The organism is Burkholderia ubonensis subsp. mesacidophila, assembly GCF_002097715.1.
Classification (GTDB): Bacteria; Pseudomonadota; Gammaproteobacteria; order Burkholderiales; family Burkholderiaceae; genus Burkholderia; species Burkholderia mesacidophila.
The window spans coordinates 2730726-2746727 of the sequence record NZ_CP020738.1; the positions used below are offsets into that span (position 1 = coordinate 2730726).

At 69.1% G+C, this 16002-nt stretch carries 17 protein-coding genes; 14 read left to right on the forward strand and 3 right to left on the reverse strand.

Annotated elements, in window-relative coordinates:
• The first annotated feature begins 20 nt into the window (after positions 1 to 20).
• Positions 21 to 992: a LysR substrate-binding domain-containing protein gene (locus B7P44_RS29775; RefSeq protein WP_084910102.1), complete on the forward strand. Its 972-nt coding sequence runs from the start codon at positions 21 to 23 to the stop codon at positions 990 to 992.
• 3 nt (positions 993 to 995) lie between these two features.
• Here B7P44_RS29775 and B7P44_RS29780 read toward each other — a convergent pair whose 3' ends face one another.
• Positions 996 to 1901, reverse strand: coding sequence for a LysR family transcriptional regulator (locus B7P44_RS29780; protein WP_084909439.1), 906 nt, complete (start codon positions 1899 to 1901; stop codon positions 996 to 998).
• A gap of 117 nt (positions 1902 to 2018) precedes the next feature.
• Between B7P44_RS29780 and B7P44_RS29785 the strand changes: the two genes are divergently transcribed.
• From B7P44_RS29785 to B7P44_RS29825, 9 genes are all read left to right on the forward strand, one after another.
• Entirely contained in the window at positions 2019 to 2816 is a 798-nt protein-coding gene (locus B7P44_RS29785) for a pirin family protein (protein ID WP_084909440.1), read from the forward strand.
• A 74-nt stretch (positions 2817 to 2890) separates the two neighbouring features.
• A complete protein-coding gene (locus B7P44_RS29790; RefSeq protein WP_193834321.1) occupies positions 2891 to 3853 on the forward strand; it encodes a LysR family transcriptional regulator in 963 nt (320 codons plus the stop codon).
• A 283-nt stretch (positions 3854 to 4136) separates the two neighbouring features.
• Positions 4137 to 6275 carry an FUSC family protein gene (locus B7P44_RS29795; protein ID WP_231716747.1) on the forward strand — a complete coding sequence of 713 codons (2139 nt, stop codon included), beginning with the start codon at positions 4137 to 4139 and terminating at the stop codon, positions 6273 to 6275.
• A complete protein-coding gene (locus tag B7P44_RS29800) occupies positions 6259 to 7752 on the forward strand; it encodes an efflux transporter outer membrane subunit (RefSeq protein WP_084909442.1) in 1494 nt (497 codons plus the stop codon). The genes B7P44_RS29795 and B7P44_RS29800 overlap by 17 nt, the downstream gene beginning before the upstream one ends.
• Positions 7742 to 7942: a DUF1656 domain-containing protein gene (locus B7P44_RS29805; protein WP_084909443.1), complete on the forward strand. Its 201-nt coding sequence runs from the start codon at positions 7742 to 7744 to the stop codon at positions 7940 to 7942. Before B7P44_RS29800 ends, B7P44_RS29805 begins: the two co-directional genes overlap by 11 nt.
• Positions 7943 to 7966: 24 nt before the next feature.
• Complete coding sequence (locus B7P44_RS29810) at positions 7967 to 8872, forward strand: efflux RND transporter periplasmic adaptor subunit (protein ID WP_084909444.1); 906 nt, start codon at positions 7967 to 7969, stop codon at positions 8870 to 8872.
• Positions 8873 to 9029: 157 nt separating this feature from the next.
• Complete coding sequence (locus tag B7P44_RS29815; protein WP_084909445.1) at positions 9030 to 9233, forward strand: hypothetical protein; 204 nt, start codon at positions 9030 to 9032, stop codon at positions 9231 to 9233.
• A 54-nt stretch (positions 9234 to 9287) separates the two neighbouring features.
• Complete coding sequence (locus B7P44_RS29820) at positions 9288 to 9689, forward strand: OsmC family protein (protein WP_084909446.1); 402 nt, start codon at positions 9288 to 9290, stop codon at positions 9687 to 9689.
• 28 nt (positions 9690 to 9717) lie between these two features.
• A complete protein-coding gene (locus tag B7P44_RS29825) occupies positions 9718 to 10647 on the forward strand; it encodes a pirin family protein (RefSeq protein ID WP_084909447.1) in 930 nt (309 codons plus the stop codon).
• 37 nt (positions 10648 to 10684) lie between these two features.
• On the opposite strand, the gene B7P44_RS29830 is transcribed toward B7P44_RS29825, so the two are convergent.
• A complete protein-coding gene (locus B7P44_RS29830; RefSeq protein ID WP_084909448.1) occupies positions 10685 to 12577 on the reverse strand; it encodes a DUF3857 domain-containing transglutaminase family protein in 1893 nt (630 codons plus the stop codon).
• A 96-nt stretch (positions 12578 to 12673) separates the two neighbouring features.
• Between B7P44_RS29830 and B7P44_RS36845 the strand changes: the two genes are divergently transcribed.
• Positions 12674 to 12844, forward strand: a complete 171-nt coding sequence (locus tag B7P44_RS36845; protein WP_157721118.1) for a hypothetical protein — start codon at positions 12674 to 12676, stop codon at positions 12842 to 12844.
• A gap of 240 nt (positions 12845 to 13084) precedes the next feature.
• Here B7P44_RS36845 and B7P44_RS36850 read toward each other — a convergent pair whose 3' ends face one another.
• Complete coding sequence (locus B7P44_RS36850; protein WP_133117950.1) at positions 13085 to 13279, reverse strand: hypothetical protein; 195 nt, start codon at positions 13277 to 13279, stop codon at positions 13085 to 13087.
• Between the two features lie 97 nt (positions 13280 to 13376).
• Between B7P44_RS36850 and B7P44_RS29835 the strand changes: the two genes are divergently transcribed.
• The 3 genes from B7P44_RS29835 to B7P44_RS29845 all read left to right on the forward strand — a co-directional run bounded on the left by B7P44_RS29835 (position 13377) and on the right by B7P44_RS29845 (position 15887).
• A complete protein-coding gene (locus tag B7P44_RS29835; protein ID WP_084909449.1) occupies positions 13377 to 13580 on the forward strand; it encodes a hypothetical protein in 204 nt (67 codons plus the stop codon).
• 91 nt (positions 13581 to 13671) lie between these two features.
• Positions 13672 to 15177: a type I glutamate--ammonia ligase gene (gene glnA, locus B7P44_RS29840; protein WP_084909450.1), complete on the forward strand. Its 1506-nt coding sequence runs from the start codon at positions 13672 to 13674 to the stop codon at positions 15175 to 15177.
• 377 nt (positions 15178 to 15554) lie between these two features.
• Positions 15555 to 15887, forward strand: a complete 333-nt coding sequence (locus tag B7P44_RS29845; RefSeq protein ID WP_084909451.1) for a hypothetical protein — start codon at positions 15555 to 15557, stop codon at positions 15885 to 15887.
• The last annotated feature ends 115 nt before the right edge of the window (positions 15888 to 16002 follow it).

Below are 16002 nucleotides of genomic sequence, written 5' to 3' on the forward strand. Positions count from 1 at the left end.
CGTTCACCACCGCATCGTTCATGCCAGAGAGCAGCCGCACGCCCCCGCTGTCACGCCTTTCGTCCCGTACGGTTGCACCCACGCTCGGCTACGACCTGAACGACCTCTACTATTTCGTCCAGGTCGTCGAATACGGCGGCTTCGCGCAGGCCGGGCGCGCACTGCGGCTGCCGCGCTCGCGCCTGAGCCGCCGCATCGCGCTGCTGGAGAAACGGCTCGGCGTCATGCTGATCCGGCGCTCGACGCGGACCTTCGCCGTCACCGAGATCGGCGCGGCCTACTACGCGCGATGCAAGTCGATGCTGGAGAATGCCGACGCCGCACAGGCGCTGGTCAAGACCGCGCGCACGCACGCGTGCGGCACGATCCGCGTGTCGTGCCCGATCGCGCTGCTGCACGCGCATGTCGGCGCGATGCTCGTCGCGTTCGCCGCGCAATATCCGGACATCGACATCGAGCTCGTCGGGATGAACCGGCGAGTCGACGTCGTCCGCGAACGGCTGGACCTCGCGCTCTACGCGCGCCCGCAGCCGTGGGACAGCCCCGACCTCGTCGTCCGCGTGCTCGGCCATTCGACCCAGCTGCTCGTCGCGAGCCCCGCGCTGCTCGACCGGCTGGGGCAGCCGCGCCTGCCGGCCGACCTGCAAGCGTGGCCGAGCATGGGCTTCGGCCCGCCCGTCACCGGGCACGCGTGGACGCTCGTCGGCCCGAGCGGCACGGAGACGCTCGTACGTCATCGGCCGCGCTTCGTCACGACCGACCTGCTCACGCTGCGCCGCGCGGCGGTCGCCGGCATCGGCGTCGTCCAGCTGCCGCTGATGGTCGCGCGCGCCGCGCTCGACGACGGCAGTCTCGTCCGGGTGCTGCCGCGCTGGTCGCTGCAGCGCGACATGATCCATGCGCTGTTTCCGACCCGAAAGGGCATGCCGCATGCGATCCGGCTGCTGCTCGACTTTCTCGCGCAGCGCTTCGACGCGATCGCGGAGGGCTAGCGTCTACGCCTCATCGACCTCCGCAAAACGCTCGGCGAGGAAATCCAGCAACGACCGCACCGACGGCAGCAGCCCGCGGCGGGACGGAAACACCGCATGGATGACCCCGCTCTTCGGCGACCAGCCGGGCAACACCCGCACGAGCTCGCCGCGCCGCAACTCGTCGATCATCATCATCACGGGCAACTGAACGACGCCCGCGCCGGCGACCGCCGCCTGGCGCAGCGCGGTCATGTCGTCGGTGACGAACCGCGGCGTATGGCGGATCGTCACCTGCACGCCGTCCGGCCCGTCGAGCTGCCACGCGTGCTGCGACTGCGCCGGCCCGAAATCGAGGCTCGGCCACGCCGCGAGGTCGGCCGGCGTCTCGGCGTCGCCGTGCTGCCGCACGAGCGACGGACTCGCGACGAGACACCACGACCGCTCGCCGAGCACGCGCATCACGAGGTCGCTGTCCTTCAGCGGCGGCGGCCGCACCCGGATCGCGACGTCGATGCCTTCGCCCACCACGTCGACGACGCGATTGGTCGCCTCCAGGTGAATCGTCACGCGCGGCGTGCGGGCCAGGTACTCCGCGAGCATCGCGCCGACGCGCGCATGCAGGATCGCGACAGGGCACGTGAGCCGGACCACGCCCTGCGGCTCCGCGCGCATCTGGTCGATCGCCTGCTGCGCGGCCTCGGCCTCGACGAGCATCGCCTTGCAGTGCGTGTAGTAGCGCTGGCCGATTTCGGTGATCGAGAACTGCCGCGTGGACCGGTGCACGAGGCGCACGCCGAGCTGCTTCTCGAGCGCGGCGATCCGCCGGCTCAACGTCGACTTCGGCACGCCGAGCACCCGCCCGGCAGGCGCGAACCCTTTGTATTCAACCACTTGCACAAAAAAATAGAGATCGTTGAGATCCTGCATCGACGCCGTTCATCGTTCCATGAATGAGACACTGAGGATAGCCTGCGCGGTCTACCGACGCAAAAGGGGTTGCCCTACGCTTACGTCGTCCGATCGAGATCCATTTGCGAGGCGACGATGCTCAAGCCCGTGCTCGGCGTATTCAGTTGCGCCCATCCCCACCGCGACGCGGCGGGGCAGGTCGTGCGCACGTTCTTCTCGGAACGCACGCTCGGCCGCTATCTGCGCCCGTTCACGCGGCTCGACCACGTGACGCAGGTGCGCGCGCCGTACGATGCGCCGGCATCCGCCCGCGCACCGGACGACGGCGCCGGCGCCGGCGCAACCGTGTCGATCCTGCATCGCTGCGCGGCGCAATCATCAGACGATGCCAGGGACGGCCAACCGACGGACGTCGCAACCCCGCCTGCCGAGATCGTGCGGCTGGCCGTCGACGACGCCCGCGCGATCGACGCCGCGCCGCACGGCAGCCGCGTGCTGCACGCCGAACACGCGCCCGCGGTGGCGTTGCCGGGCGCTGGCGAGATCCGCGTGATCGCCGGCAGCCATCGCGGACGCATCGGCCCCGTGCCGGCGCCCGCGCGCGTCGACGTGTGGGAGCTCGAACTGCCGTCGCGCGCCGCGGTTCCGGTGCGATCCGAAGCGAATGCGCCGCTGGCGATCGCGGTGTTGCGCGGCCGCCTGCTGATCAACGGCGACCAGGAAGTGAGCGCGTCGCACCTCGTCGTGCTCGCGCGCGCCGGGACGACCGCGCACATCGAATCGCTCGCGCCGTCGACGCTCGTGCTCATACGCGGCGCGCCGTCCGTGCCGGCGGCGCGCGACGGCGCGATAAATCGTCTCGACAAACCGCGCAAGCGCCCTAGTCTGAAACAACCGCTCCCCCGTCACCCGAGGAAACGCAGCGCGCCGTGACCCGGCCGACGCAACCGTCCGCCGGCGCCACTGAAGTGGCATGCCCAGCACACGACACCCAGCGAGATCGCACCATGAAATCCCTGAACAACGACGAGATCCAGGCCTTCCTGCTCGCCGTCGAACGACAGAGCATCACCGAATCGGCGCGGCGGCTCGGCCTGTCCAAATCGGTCGTCAGCAAACGCATCAGCGATCTCGAGCGCACCCTTGGCGTGCAACTGCTGATGCGCTCCACGCGCAACGTCGTGCCGACCGATGCCGGCATGATCTTTTATGAAGCCGCATCGGAATCGATGCGGCGCCTCATCGACGTCGCGGAGGAGATCGCCGAGCAATCGCACGGCCTGTGCGGCGAGCTGCGCATCACGGCGCCGGTCAGCCTCACGCGGCTGTGGCTCGGCCCCGCGATCGCGCAATTCGCCGCCGCCCATCCGCACCTGCGCGTCACGCTCGAGACGGACGACCGCATCGTCAACATCGAGGCCGAGCGCCTCGACGTCGCGATCCGCTCCGCCCGCCTGTCGGACAGCGCGCTGATCGCGCGCCGGATCGCCGCATGCGAACGCGTCGTCGTCTGCAGCCCGTGCTATCTCGAACACCACGGCCGCCCGGATTCGATCGACCAGTTGCTCGAACACCGGTGCCTGAACTACACGCATGCGTCGCCGTCGCAGACGTGGTCGTTCGAATCGCCGAACGGGCCGGCCAAGCCGCAGACGCTCTGTCCGGCCAGCGCGTTCCTCGCGAACAACAGCGAGACCCTGCGCGATGCCGCGATGCAAGGGATCGGCATCGCGATGCTGCCCGCCTACGTCGCCGACCCCGCGCTGCGCGATGGCCGGCTCGTGCGGCTGCTGCCGGACGAGACGCCGCAGGAAGAAGTGATCTATGCGGTCTATCCGCGCAATCCGTTCGCCAGCAACAAGCTGAAGGCGTTCATCGAACACGTGCGGATCGCGCTGCTCGACCGGCCGTGGGCCACGCTCGCGGACGATGCGCAGCCGGCGGAGGCGCTGCAGGCGGCCTCCGCATGACGGAACACGCGCGCCGCGTTTCCCGCGGTCGAACAGAGAGTTTCACGTTCCGGCACTACCGCGCGCGCGCGGGCTTCCGTAGAGTCTGTCGTGCGCGTTCCGCGCCGGACCGGCGCATCCCCTCGCCACGCGTGCCCGCGGCGCCGTTCGCGCGCCGCCGAACGCCCGCCCTCGCGGCGCGCGCCGGGGCGTGCCGGGACATCAAGCGCCGCGCCGCAATGCAGCGTATCTACCGCCCAGTCGCCACGCCATGCCAGAGACTCAGCACACGATCCCTCCCGCCGTGAGCCGAGCCGGTTTCGCGCGCACCGCGCTCGACCTGTTCCGCGCGTTCGGACGCACGGACGGCGCGCGCCTGATCCACGTGCTCAAGACCGCGCTCGCCGTCGTGATCGCGGCGGGCGTGTCGATGCGCTTGGAACTCGCCGCGCCGCGGACCGCGATGGTGACCGTCGTGATCCTGATGATGCATCAGCACAGCGGGATGGTGATGGCGCGCGGGTTCTACCGCGGCGTCGGGATGCTGGTCGGCAACCTGGCCGCGATCGTGCTGATCGGCGCTTTTCCGCAGGAGCGGGTGCTGTTCCTGACGGCGCTCGCCCTGTGGATCGGCTGCTGCACGTGGGGCGCGGCCTACTTCCGCAATTACCAGTCGTACGGCTTCGTGCTGGCCGGCTACGCGACCTGCATCGCGGCACTGCCGTCGGTCGACCGGCCGTACGACATCATCGCCAACGTCGTGACCGGGCTGAGCGAGGTCTCGATCGGCATCCTGTCGGCGAGTCTCGTCAGCGCGCTGATCCTGCCGCGCCACGTCCGCGCGATGCTGATGCAGACCGGCGAGCATCACTATGCCGATTTCATGCGCGTCGTCCGCGCCGCGCTCACGCAAGCGCTGCCCGCCGGCGAGCAGCATCGCGCGTATCTGCAACTCATCGCCGCGCGCGCGCAACTCGAGAACCTGCGCAGCGCCGCCGTGTTCGAAGACCCCGACCTGCGCGCGCGCGACGATGTGATGACACGGATGGCCGACCAGTTCCTCGACGCGAGCGCGCGCTTTCATGCGCTCCACCCGTTTCGCCTCCGCATCGGCCGCGATGCCGACGGGCCGGCAGCGCGCATCGTCGATCGGCTGTGCGCGGACGCCGCGCGGCTGATCCCCGCCGAAGCGGACGCGCAGCCGTTCGACCTGCTGGCCGTCCAGCGCGTCGTCGACGACATCGATCGATGGCTCGCGCAGCTGCCGGCGAGCGACACGCTGGTCCCCGCGCACGCCGACGCGACCGTGCGGCGCGACGTCGGCACCGGCGTGTCGTTGCTGCGGCAAGCGTTCGTCAGCGTGCGCCGCTATCTCGCGGATTTCATCGCGATCCGGCAGCCGGCCGCGGGTGACGCGCCGCCGGCGCCGGCCCGCCTGCCGCGGATCGGCACCGCCGCGAACCGGATGGTCTCAGCCGCCTCCGGCCTGCGGGCGATCGCGGCCATCGGCGCGGTCTCGCTGTTCTGGATCGCCTCGGGGTGGAACGCGGCAGCGGGCGCGGTGATCGCCGCGACGATCGCGAGCGCGCTCTACTCGATCATGCCCGCGCCCGCCGCGGCCACGCGTCAGGTCGCGCTCGGCTGCGCGGCCGCGTGGATCGCGAGCCTGTTCTTCAACTTCGGGCTGCTGCCGTCGATCGACGGCTTCGCCGCACTGGCGGCCGCGCTGGCGCTGTTCGTCTGCATCGGGTCGTACCTGAACACGTTTCCCGCCACCGCGGCGGTCGGCCTCGGCTTCAACATCTACTTCCTGTTTCTCGGCAACCTGACCAATCCGGGCGTCTACGCGCCCGAAGCGACGCTCGACGCGGGCTTCGCGGCGATCCTCGGCATCGGCGCCGCGTCGCTGGCCTATTCCGTCGTCGCGCCGTACGGCGGCGACTGGGCCACGGGCCTCTACCTGCGCCAGCTCCGGCGGCTGGTGTCGCGCGACGCCTGCCACGGCGCGCTCGCCGGGCTGATGCCGCGGTTCGATGCCGGCGTGCGCGATTTCGTGCTGCAGATCGCCGCGCGGCCGGCTTCCGGCCCGCTCGGCCAGGACACGCTGCTCGCCTGGACGTTCGCGTCGCTGGAAATCGGCCGCGGCATCGTCGACCTGCGCACCGCGACCGCGCAGCACCCGATGCCCGACACGTGGCATGCGCGCGAGCGCGCGTTGTGCGCATCCGTGTCGCGCCTGTTCGACGCGCCGTCGCTCGACACGCTGCAGGCGGCCGAGCGCGACGCGGCCGCCGCACTCGCGACCCTGGACGCCGCCGCGCCGCCGGCGCCTGACACGAACACCCACCTGCGCCATTGCGTCAACTTCATCCGCGTCTCGCTGCAATGCAACCTGATTCCGCTCCGGCTCGCGCCGGCCTCGCACCATGACGCGCGCGCCTGACCGGGGCCGCCGGGTCGCCGCCGGCGCGGCGGCCGTCGCATGCGCGCTGCTGCTCGGCGCGTGCGCCGACACGAACGGGATCGCGCCACGGGCGCGGATGCTCGACCCGTCCGGCGTCGCCGCGCCGTTCCCGCATTCGACCCAGGACGCCGCGGCCGCGTGGCCGCGCGACGACTGGTGGCTCGCGTGGCGCGATCCGCAGCTCGACGCGCTGGTCGCCGACGCGGTCGCCGGCAATCCGGCGCTGCGCGTCGCCCTTGCGCGCGTCGATCGCACGCTCGAGCTCGCTCGCATCGCCGGCGCGTCGCGCTACCCGTCGGCGAGCGTGCAAGGCGACTTCACGCGCAGGCGCTTCGCGCGCTTTGCGAGCCCCAGCCCGCCGGGCGGCAATACCGTCTGGAACAACGCCGTCGGCGCGGACCTGAGCTATTCGCTGGATCTGTGGGGCAAGGATCGCGCGCTGCGCGAGGGCACGCTCGACAGCGCATGGGCCGCGCAAGCCGACGCCCGCGCCGCGCGCCTGACGCTCGAAACCGCGGTCGTGCGCACCTATGTGTCGTTCGCACGCGCGTTCGATCAGCGCGACGTCGAGCTCGCGACGCTGAAGCGGCAGCAGAACATCGTCGACATCATCGAGCGCCGCGTGAAGGCGGGACTGGCGAGCCGCTTCGAGGTGACGCAAGCGACGACGCCGATCGCGGCGACCCGCGCGCAGGTCGAGGAGCTCGACCGGCAGATCGCGGTGATGCGCAACGAGCTGGCCGTGCTGACCGGCCAGGGCCCCGGGGCCGGCGCGAAACTGGCGCGGCCGGCGCTGCGGCTCGACGTGCCCGCCGCGCTGCCGGCGAGCCTGCCGGCGGAGCTCGTCGGCCATCGCCCGGATATCGTCGCCGCCCGCTGGCGTGTGGAAGCCGCCACGCACGGCATCAAGGCCGCGAAGGCCGACTTCTATCCGAACATCGACCTGATCGCGAGCGCCGGGCTGGCGTCGGCGGCGTTCGGCGGCTTCTTCACGTTCGTGAACAACGACGCGATGACGCACGGCTTCGGCGCCGCGCTGTCGCTGCCGATCTTCGACGGCGGCGTGCGCAAGGGCCGCTACGGGGTGGCCGTCGCCGACTACGACGCCGCGGTCGAGACATACAACGAGGCCGTGCTCGGCGCGTTTCGCGACGTCGCCAACCAGGTCGTGTCGCTGCAGTCGCTCGCGCGCCAGCAGCAGGACGTCGAGGCGTCGGTGCAGTCCGCGCAAAGCGCGTTCGACTATGCGGCGCGCGCGTATCGCGCCGGCCTCACCGATTACCTGAACGTGCTGTCGACGCAGACGGAGCTGCTGCAGGCGCAACAAAGCCTCGCGAACACGCGCGCGGCGCGGCTCGACAGCTGGGCGCAGCTGATGACGGCGCTCGGCGGCGGCGTCGAACCGATGCCGGCCGACGCCGTCATGCCGCCGCCGGGAGGCCCCGATGTTCGCTGAAATGTCGTTCGTCTCGCTGCTCTTCCCCGGCCTGCTGCCGGCGTTCGTCGGCTGCGGCGTCGCGTTCTGGATCGCGGACCGCTGGATCGCGCGCGCCGGGCTCTACCGGCGCGTCTGGCATCCGGCGCTGTTCCGGGTGTCGCTGTTCGTGTGCGTCTTCTGCGCGATCGGCCTGCTGTTCGCCCAATAACTCCCTACCCGCTCCGAAGTCATCATGCGTGCCCAATCCTTCTTTCGCGTCGCGGCAACCTTGCTGCTGTTCTGCGCCGCCGTGCTGCTCGCCCATGCGCTCTGGACGCACTACATGTACGCGCCGTGGACCCGCGACGGCCGCGTGCGCGCGAAGGTCGTCAACATCGCGCCGGACGTGTCGGGCATCGTGACGGACGTGCTCGTCGCCGACAACCAGCCGGTGCATCGCGGCGACGTGCTGTTTCGCATCGATCCGGACCGCTTCCGCTACGCGCTCGCGCAAGCGGACGCGCAGGTCGCGCTGCGGCGCTCCGAACTCGACATGCGCAGCCGGCAGGCCGCGCGCCGCGCTCAACTCGACGGCGCGGTCATTTCGGCCGAAGTGCGCGACGATTCCGGCGCGGCGGCCCACCAGGCGCAGGCCAATTACCAGGCCGCGCTCGCCGCGCGGGACATCGCGCGCCTCAATCTCGAACGCAGCGTGGTGCGCGCGCCCGTCGACGGCTACATCACGAACCTGAACCTGTACCCCGGCGACTATGCGACCTCGGGCGTCGCACGGCTCGCGCTGATCGACGCCCATTCCTACTGGGTGTACGGCTATTTCGAAGAGACCAAGCTGCCGCAGGTGCGCGTCGGCGACCCGGTGGAAGTGCGGCTGCTGTCGGGCGGCGCGCCGCTCAGCGGACACGTCGAGAGCATCGCGCGCGGCATCAGCGATCGCGACAACCCGACCGGCTCGTCGCTGCTCGCGGACGTCAATCCGGTCTTCACGTGGGTGCGCCTCGCGCAGCGCGTGCCGGTGCGCATTCGTCTCGATGCGCTGCCGGCCGATACGCTGCTGGCCGCCGGCACGACCTGCACCGTCACCCTTCGCCCTCGGAGCGTCGACGCGGCGGGCGCGACCGCGCAGGCAGGCCGTCGATGAAGGCGGCGCACGCGTTGTTGCCCGGCGGGCGACAGTGCGTTCCGCGCGCACCGGCTTTTGTGCGCCGTCAAGCCGATGTAAGGTTGCGATCAGGTTGCGCGGCACGCCTGCCGCGCACGCAGGCAGTCAGACATTCGTATTCGATCAGGAGCACATCATGGAATTTCTGCTCGACCACGCCATCGATGGCGCAGCGGCACAAGACATCGCGCATCAGATCCGCACCGTTGACCCGGACGCCAAGGTTCAGGTCGACCAGCCGAACCAGATGGTCCAGGTCGATTCGTGGCTGTTCGCCGAGGAGTTCTTCGTCGCGTTCGACGATGCCGGCTACGCCGTCGTCCGGATCAACGACCGCTGACCCGCGGCATCCGGCCGGCCCCTTTCCCCGCTTTCTCGTTCATCAGGATTTCCCATGGCAAATTCGACCGTCGTCGCGCATCTCGGCGCGATCCGCTACCGCGTCACGCTGAGCACCGGCGCCCACGAATGGCTGAGCGACGTGCCGGCCCGTCTCGGCGGCGGCGACAGCGGCCCCGATCCGCACGACCTCCTGCTGTCCGCGCTCGGCTCCTGCACCGCGATCACCGTCGCGATGTACGCGCAGCGCAAGGAGCTGCCGCTCGACGGCATCGACGTGCGGCTCGCGATCACCGACGAGCAGCCCGGATCGCCGACGAAGATCGCGCGCGACATCACGCTGAGCGGCAACCTGACGGCCGAGCAGCGCAACCGCCTGCTGGAAATCGCGAACGCGTGCCCGATTCACCGGCTGCTCACCGGCGACGTCGAGATCGACAGCCGCCTGAGCGCCTGACGCGACACGATTACAGGACATTCACGACATGGACACGCGCCTCGAAACCCCGTCGACCTCCCCCGCACCCGGCCCGCAGGCCGCCGAACGCTACCCGGCGCGCGCCGCCGAAGTCGGCGCGCTGCCGATCCACCGCGCGTTGCCCAATCGTCAGCGCAAGACCGTCGGCGCGTGGTGCTTCCTCGACCACGCGGGCCCGGTCGCCCTTTCCGCCGACACCGGCATGCACGTCGGCCCGCATCCGCACATCGGCCTGCAGACGTTCACCTGGATGATCGAAGGCTCGGTGCTGCATCGCGACAGCCTCGGCTACGAACAGGTGATCCGGCCCGGCGAGGTCAACCTGATGACCGCCGGCCGCGGCATCGCGCACGCCGAGGACACCGAGGACTCCTTGTTGCCCGGCGGGCGCTTTCATGCGGTGCAGCTCTGGATCGCGCTGCCCGACGCGCATCGCGATCGCGCGCCCGCGTTCGAAAACTACCGGAACCTGCCCGTTCACCGCGACGGCGGGTTCACGATCACGGTGCTGGCCGGCGCCGCGTTCGATCGCGTGTCGCCGGCGCAGGTGTATTCGCCGATGGTCGGGCTGGACTTCGCGTCGGACGGCGCCGCCCGTCTCGCGATGCCGCTCGATCCGGCGTTCGAATATGCGGTCTTCGCGCTGACGGGCGACGTGGCCGTCGACGGCGCGGCGCTGGAGCCGAACGTGCTGCTTTATCTCGGCACCGGGCGCGACCGGCTCGAACTGACGACGCAGGCCGCTTCGCGATTCATCGTGCTCGGCGGCGCCCCGTTCGAGGAAGACCTGCTGATCTGGTGGAACTTCGTCGCGCGCAGCCCGGCGGAGATGGTCGCCGCGGCCGACGCGTGGAACGCGCAGCGCGGCTTCGGCGACGTGCAGGGCGTGACGGCCCCGCGCCTGGAGATGCCCGCGCTGCCGCCGACGTGGAAGTGAGCGCGGGCGCCGCGCGCGGCGGCGCAGCCCTTCGTCACTAGGCCGGCGACGCAACCGACACCGTCTGCCGCAACGCGTTCGTGCAACGCTGCGCGTCGTCGAGGAAGCGGCCGAACGCGTCGCTCGTCAGTTCGTCGTGGGTCAGCCAGCGCTGCTTCTGCACGAGGCGCTGACGATACGCGATGCCCTGCGCCGCCGGCTCGGGCGTCACGTCGAGATCGAACCACGGCGACCGCACGCTGCAGGCGGCCAGCGGCTGCTCCACCCGCACGCCGTCGAGCCGCACCTCGGCCCGGCTTTCCTCCTGGTCGCCCAGATACAGGTCGCCGACATCGCCGTTGCGCCGGTAGTTGGCCAGCCGTTCCCACTTGTCGCGCCATCCCGAGCCGCCGTTGTACACGTAGCCGCTCGACGTCCGGTCGAGCGCGCGCCGGTCCACGCCGTGCGCGCTGATCCGGTAGCGGCCGAACCCCGCGGCGCTCGTGTCAGGCCGGTCGATCCGGCATTCGACCGGCTCCTTGAACCAGGTGTTGCACAGATGCTGGTCGACGGCGGTCGCGCCCTGCGCATAGTCGCCATCCATCAGCGCCCACAGCAGGTTCCCGTCCTTGTCGACGCGCAAGTCGACGCGCGCGCTGCCGTCGTCGAGCACGCTCGCATGGTACGTGCCGTCGAAGATCACCCGCGGCGCCTGCGCCGCGATGCGGTCCTCCTCGACCGTGCCGTTGCGCTCGACGACCAGCGCCCATCGCTCCTGCAGGTCGGGCGGGGTATTGCCCGGCAGATAGACGTTGTTGGTCGGGTCGAGCCACCAGGTCTCGCCGTTGACTACCGCGCGCACGATCGCGTGATTCGGCGCGGCGAGGCCGGGCACCAGCAGCGGGCCCGCGTCGACGCCGCGGAACACGAACGCGGGCCGCGCGTCGATGCCGCTCGCGTCGAGCATGGCCGCCAGCAGCACGGCGAGATCCTTGCAGTCGCCGTAGCCGTTCGCCTCGATCTGCGCGAGATCGAACGGCACGAGGCCGCGCTCGCTCATGCGCCAGTCGCCCATGTAGCGGTAGTGCGCGCTGATGTGCTTCATCAGCGCGGCGACGCGCTCGGCCTCGGGCTTGCCCCGCGCCGCCGCGACCGCGCCCGCCGCACCGGCCGGCAGCGGCGCGGCGAGAATCGCGTTGTAGCGCGCCGCGAACGGGCCGAAGTGCGCCTGCCGGTCGAGACTGCTGGTCAGCTCGATGCGCGGCACCCGGCGCGCCATCGTGCCGTCCTCGTTGATCAGGTTGAAATAGCGCGGCGCCTTCAGCGTGACCACGACACGCCGGCCCTGCCCGGACGGCTCGACGTCGAATTCGTCGAGCTGCTCGCCGCGCCACGCGATCGGCCGGTCGGCGGAAAACTCGGCCCGGTACGCGTCGAGCCGCACGGGCATCGGCCCGAACACCGCGCGCTCGTGGAATTCCGTCGCATTCGGCGTCGCGGCGACGTGCTCGACGAGCGTGTACGTGATGGTGCTGCCGACCCGCAAGCCGGGGAACGCGACCGACGTCTGCCGGTTGCGGTGAAAGCCGGCCTCCGGGTTCGGCGCGGTGCGCGTGTCGATCTGCTTCGCCGCAAGCGGGACGCGCCGGCCGTCCGGCTGGATCACCGCGGCATCGCGAATCTCGAGGCGGTCGTTGTCGCGGAAGTCGAAGTCGAGCCGGGACAGCTGCGCGCGTCCGGCCGGACGCAGGATCGTCAGCTTTTCGTGCGTCGTGCAGTCCTTGCTCGCATCCCGGTTGATCCGGCAGGTCATGTCGGTGCGCCGCGCCACCGGCGCTTCGTCGACCGGCTGCAGCGCGGCGTTCGATCCGGCGGACGCGATGCACAGCAGCACGGCGACGCCCGCGTTGGCGCCGCTGCGCGCATGTTTCGAACAGGTTCGGAAGGTCATCGGTTGGACTCCTCATAGTGGTCGTGACGGGTTGAAACGCTGCTTTCCTTTCGAACGGGTCTGCTGATTTCACATGGGCTGTGCACTTCCGATTGCATGAATGCGATCGACGCCCGCTTCGATGGCGGCGAACGAATCGATTCAGGAATGGCGGGTCAGGCGCGCAAAAGCGCGTCCGGGCGGAACGTCCGAGGTCTTGCGCGCATCACACGGATGCGCGTCGAGACGGACGCTGACGACATGGCTAAAGAGGGGCGCGCCGCATGACGAGGTCCGCGGGCTTCGTGGCGAGTGTCGCTGTACCGATGGCGATGGCATCCGGGCGATGCCATCACGTTGAATCGCGCTCGCCTGCCTTCAACGAAGCGGGCCGGCGACGCATTGATTCCGTAGAACTGCTATGGGTATTCGCTTGATCGAACAGGATGGAATTTTAAAACGCGACGATCGTATCAAAATGTACTTTACCGGTCAAATACGACCGTTCGCATTCCGTCCAATCGCCCATCATCCCTTTGCATAACAAATTAAATATTCCGATCTGAAAATCAGCGGCATGCCGGCGCTTTCGGCAAGATCTTGTCCGGCACCGCCTCCGGGATTCCCGAGCGTCACGGCCCGCATCTGCGACGAGATGTCGCTGACGATGTCATCGACGCCGCGCTGCGTCGCAAAAACCCGATGCGATTCGCCCGTTCCCATTGCCTACAATCAAGGTGCAACCCCGCCGGCCCCGCGTGACGCACGGAGGATGCGGCATTCCCGGCCGATCGAAGTGCCCCTTTTTCAGGAGATCACCATGAATGCGGAAACCAGCAGCAATGTCCGTGCCTTCGTGCAGACCGCGGAGCATGCGGGCGCGTTCGTCTGGGTCATCTCGCTCGTCGATTTCGATGCGCAGCACGTGAAGCGCGCGCTCGTGTCGGACGAGACGTTCGGCACGGCCGCCGCCGCGCGGGACGCCGGCGAAGCCCGCCTGGCCGGGATGCGGGAAGACCGGTAACCGGGCGCTTGCGTGTGTGGACCCGCGCGGCTTTCGCATGCGGGCAGACCAAGCAGGAACATAGGCAAAGGGCCGGAAGAGGAGAACGTCCATGCCCGATACGCAAGCCAACCCCGGGGCGCCTTCCTCGGTATCCGTCGATGCAGGCAGCTATCGCGTCGCCCGTCCCGAAAGCGTGAGCGACGTGATCGATCTGGTGCACAAGCACGCGATCCAGATCGTCGACCTGAAATTCACCGATCTGCCGGGACTCTGGCAGCACTTCTCGATTACGCTCCCCGAACTTCACGAAGGCCTGTTCGAAGCCGGCATCGGTTTCGACGGCTCGTCGATTCGCGGCTTCCAGGAGATCCACGAGTCGGACATGCTGCTGCGGCCGGATCCGGCCACCGCGTTCGTCGATCCGGTGTGCGGCACGCCGACGCTGTCGCTGATCTGCGACGTCGTCGATCCCGTGCTGCGGCAGCCGTACTCGCGCGATCCGCGCCATGTCGCAAAGAAGGCCGAGGCGTATCTCGCACAGAGCGGCGTCGCGACGACCTGCTATTTCGGGCCCGAACTCGAATTCTTCATTTTCGACTCGATCCGCTTCGGGCAGGATCAGCACAGCGGCTATTACTACGTCGAATCGGCCGAAGGCGACTGGACCACGGGCCGTGACGAAGGCGCGTACGGCGGCGGCAACCTCGGCTACAAGGCGCGCTACAAGCAAGGGTATTTTCCGGTGCCGCCGCAGGACACGCTGCAGGAGATCCGCTCCGAGATCGCGCTGACGCTGCAGCAGGCCGGCGTGCAGGTCGAGGTGCACCACCATGAAGTGGCGACCGCCGGACAGAACGAGATCGACATGCGCTTCGCGACGCTCACGCGGATGGCCGACAACGTGATGATCTACAAGTACATCTGCAAGAACGTCGCGCGCCGGCACGGCAAGGTCGCCACCTTCATGCCCAAGCCGCTGTTCGCCGACAACGCGAGCGGCATGCACTGTCACCAGAGCCTGTGGGACGACGAGCGCAACCTGTTTTACGACGCGGCCGGCTGGGCGCTGACGTCGGACCTGTGCCGCTGGTACATCGGCGGCCTGCTGCAGCATGCGCCCGCGCTGATGGCGTTCTGCGCGCCGACGACGAATTCGTACAAGCGGCTGGTGCCCGGCTACGAAGCGCCGGTGAACCTCGCGATGTCGCAGCGCAACCGGTCGGCCGCCGCGCGCATCCCGATGGTCTCGGATTCGCCGAGCGCGCGGCGCGTCGAGTTCCGCTGCCCCGACCCGTCCGCGAATGCGTACTTCGCGTTCGCGGCGATGCTGATGGCCGGGCTCGACGGCATCGAACACCGGATCGATCCCGGCGATCCGCTCGACCGGAACATCTACGACCTGCCGCCGGAAGAAGCGCGCAACATCCGGCAAGTGCCGGATTCGCTCGAGGCCGCGCTGCGGGCGCTCGAAGCCGACCACGCGTTCCTGCGCAAGGGCGACGTGTTCAGCGACGACGTGATCCGGACCTGGATCGATTACAAGCGCAAGCACGAAATCGACCCGGTCAGGCTGCGTCCGCATCCTTGGGAGTTCTATTTGTATTTCGATATCTGAAGCAACGAAGCCGCGCGGTCGATGCGGTCGTCCGGAACCCGTCCCGGCCACATCGCCCGCGGCCTTGCGTCGCATTGCCCGTTGCGTCGACTTCCCCCCCCTCGCGTTACCCCCCCGCCTGACGCCGTTTACCCCCCGCCCGCGATCTTTGATCCACGACATAAAGTGCCCGTTAAATTGTTTCCAATTGGTGAGCCATCGGGAAGAATTGAATCAACGAAAGCAAATTCAGATACGAAATTCGACGGATACGGTGTGGATTTGATCGGCTCGTTTCGCACGCGGGAATCGGGAAAACGGCTCGATGCCTGAGCGTGCGCAAATTCGATCGTCACAAGCGGTCGAGCACGGAATTGAACAACAAGGCAGGAAGTGCGATGAGAATCTTTGTCGATAATCTCCAGCCTGAAGTGACGAAAGAAGAGCTTCAGGATTTTCTATTCAAGTACACCGGCAAGCAGTTCACGGATATTCAGTTCATCGGCCAATCGGGCCTGCGGCCCGGCGCGCTGATCGGCGTCGACGGCGCCGACTGGCGCCTGCTCGCGGAAGTCCGCCGCCGTCTGAACGGCATGTACTGGAAGCGGCGCCGGCTCGGCGTCTGGCTCTTTTCGTTCTGGGACAGCAGCGACGCCGCCGAGGCGCGGCGTCAACGCGAAGCCCGGACGCAATCCACCGGGAGCGCACCGATGACGACGCTCCGCCGATAGCGCCCGAACCGGGCACGCTCCTTCGACTTTCCAACCACGCGCGTTCCGCCGGACCGCGCATGCAAGCGGCACACCACGCCGCGCTCCGCCATCCCGGCGGCAGCGCGATGGCCGC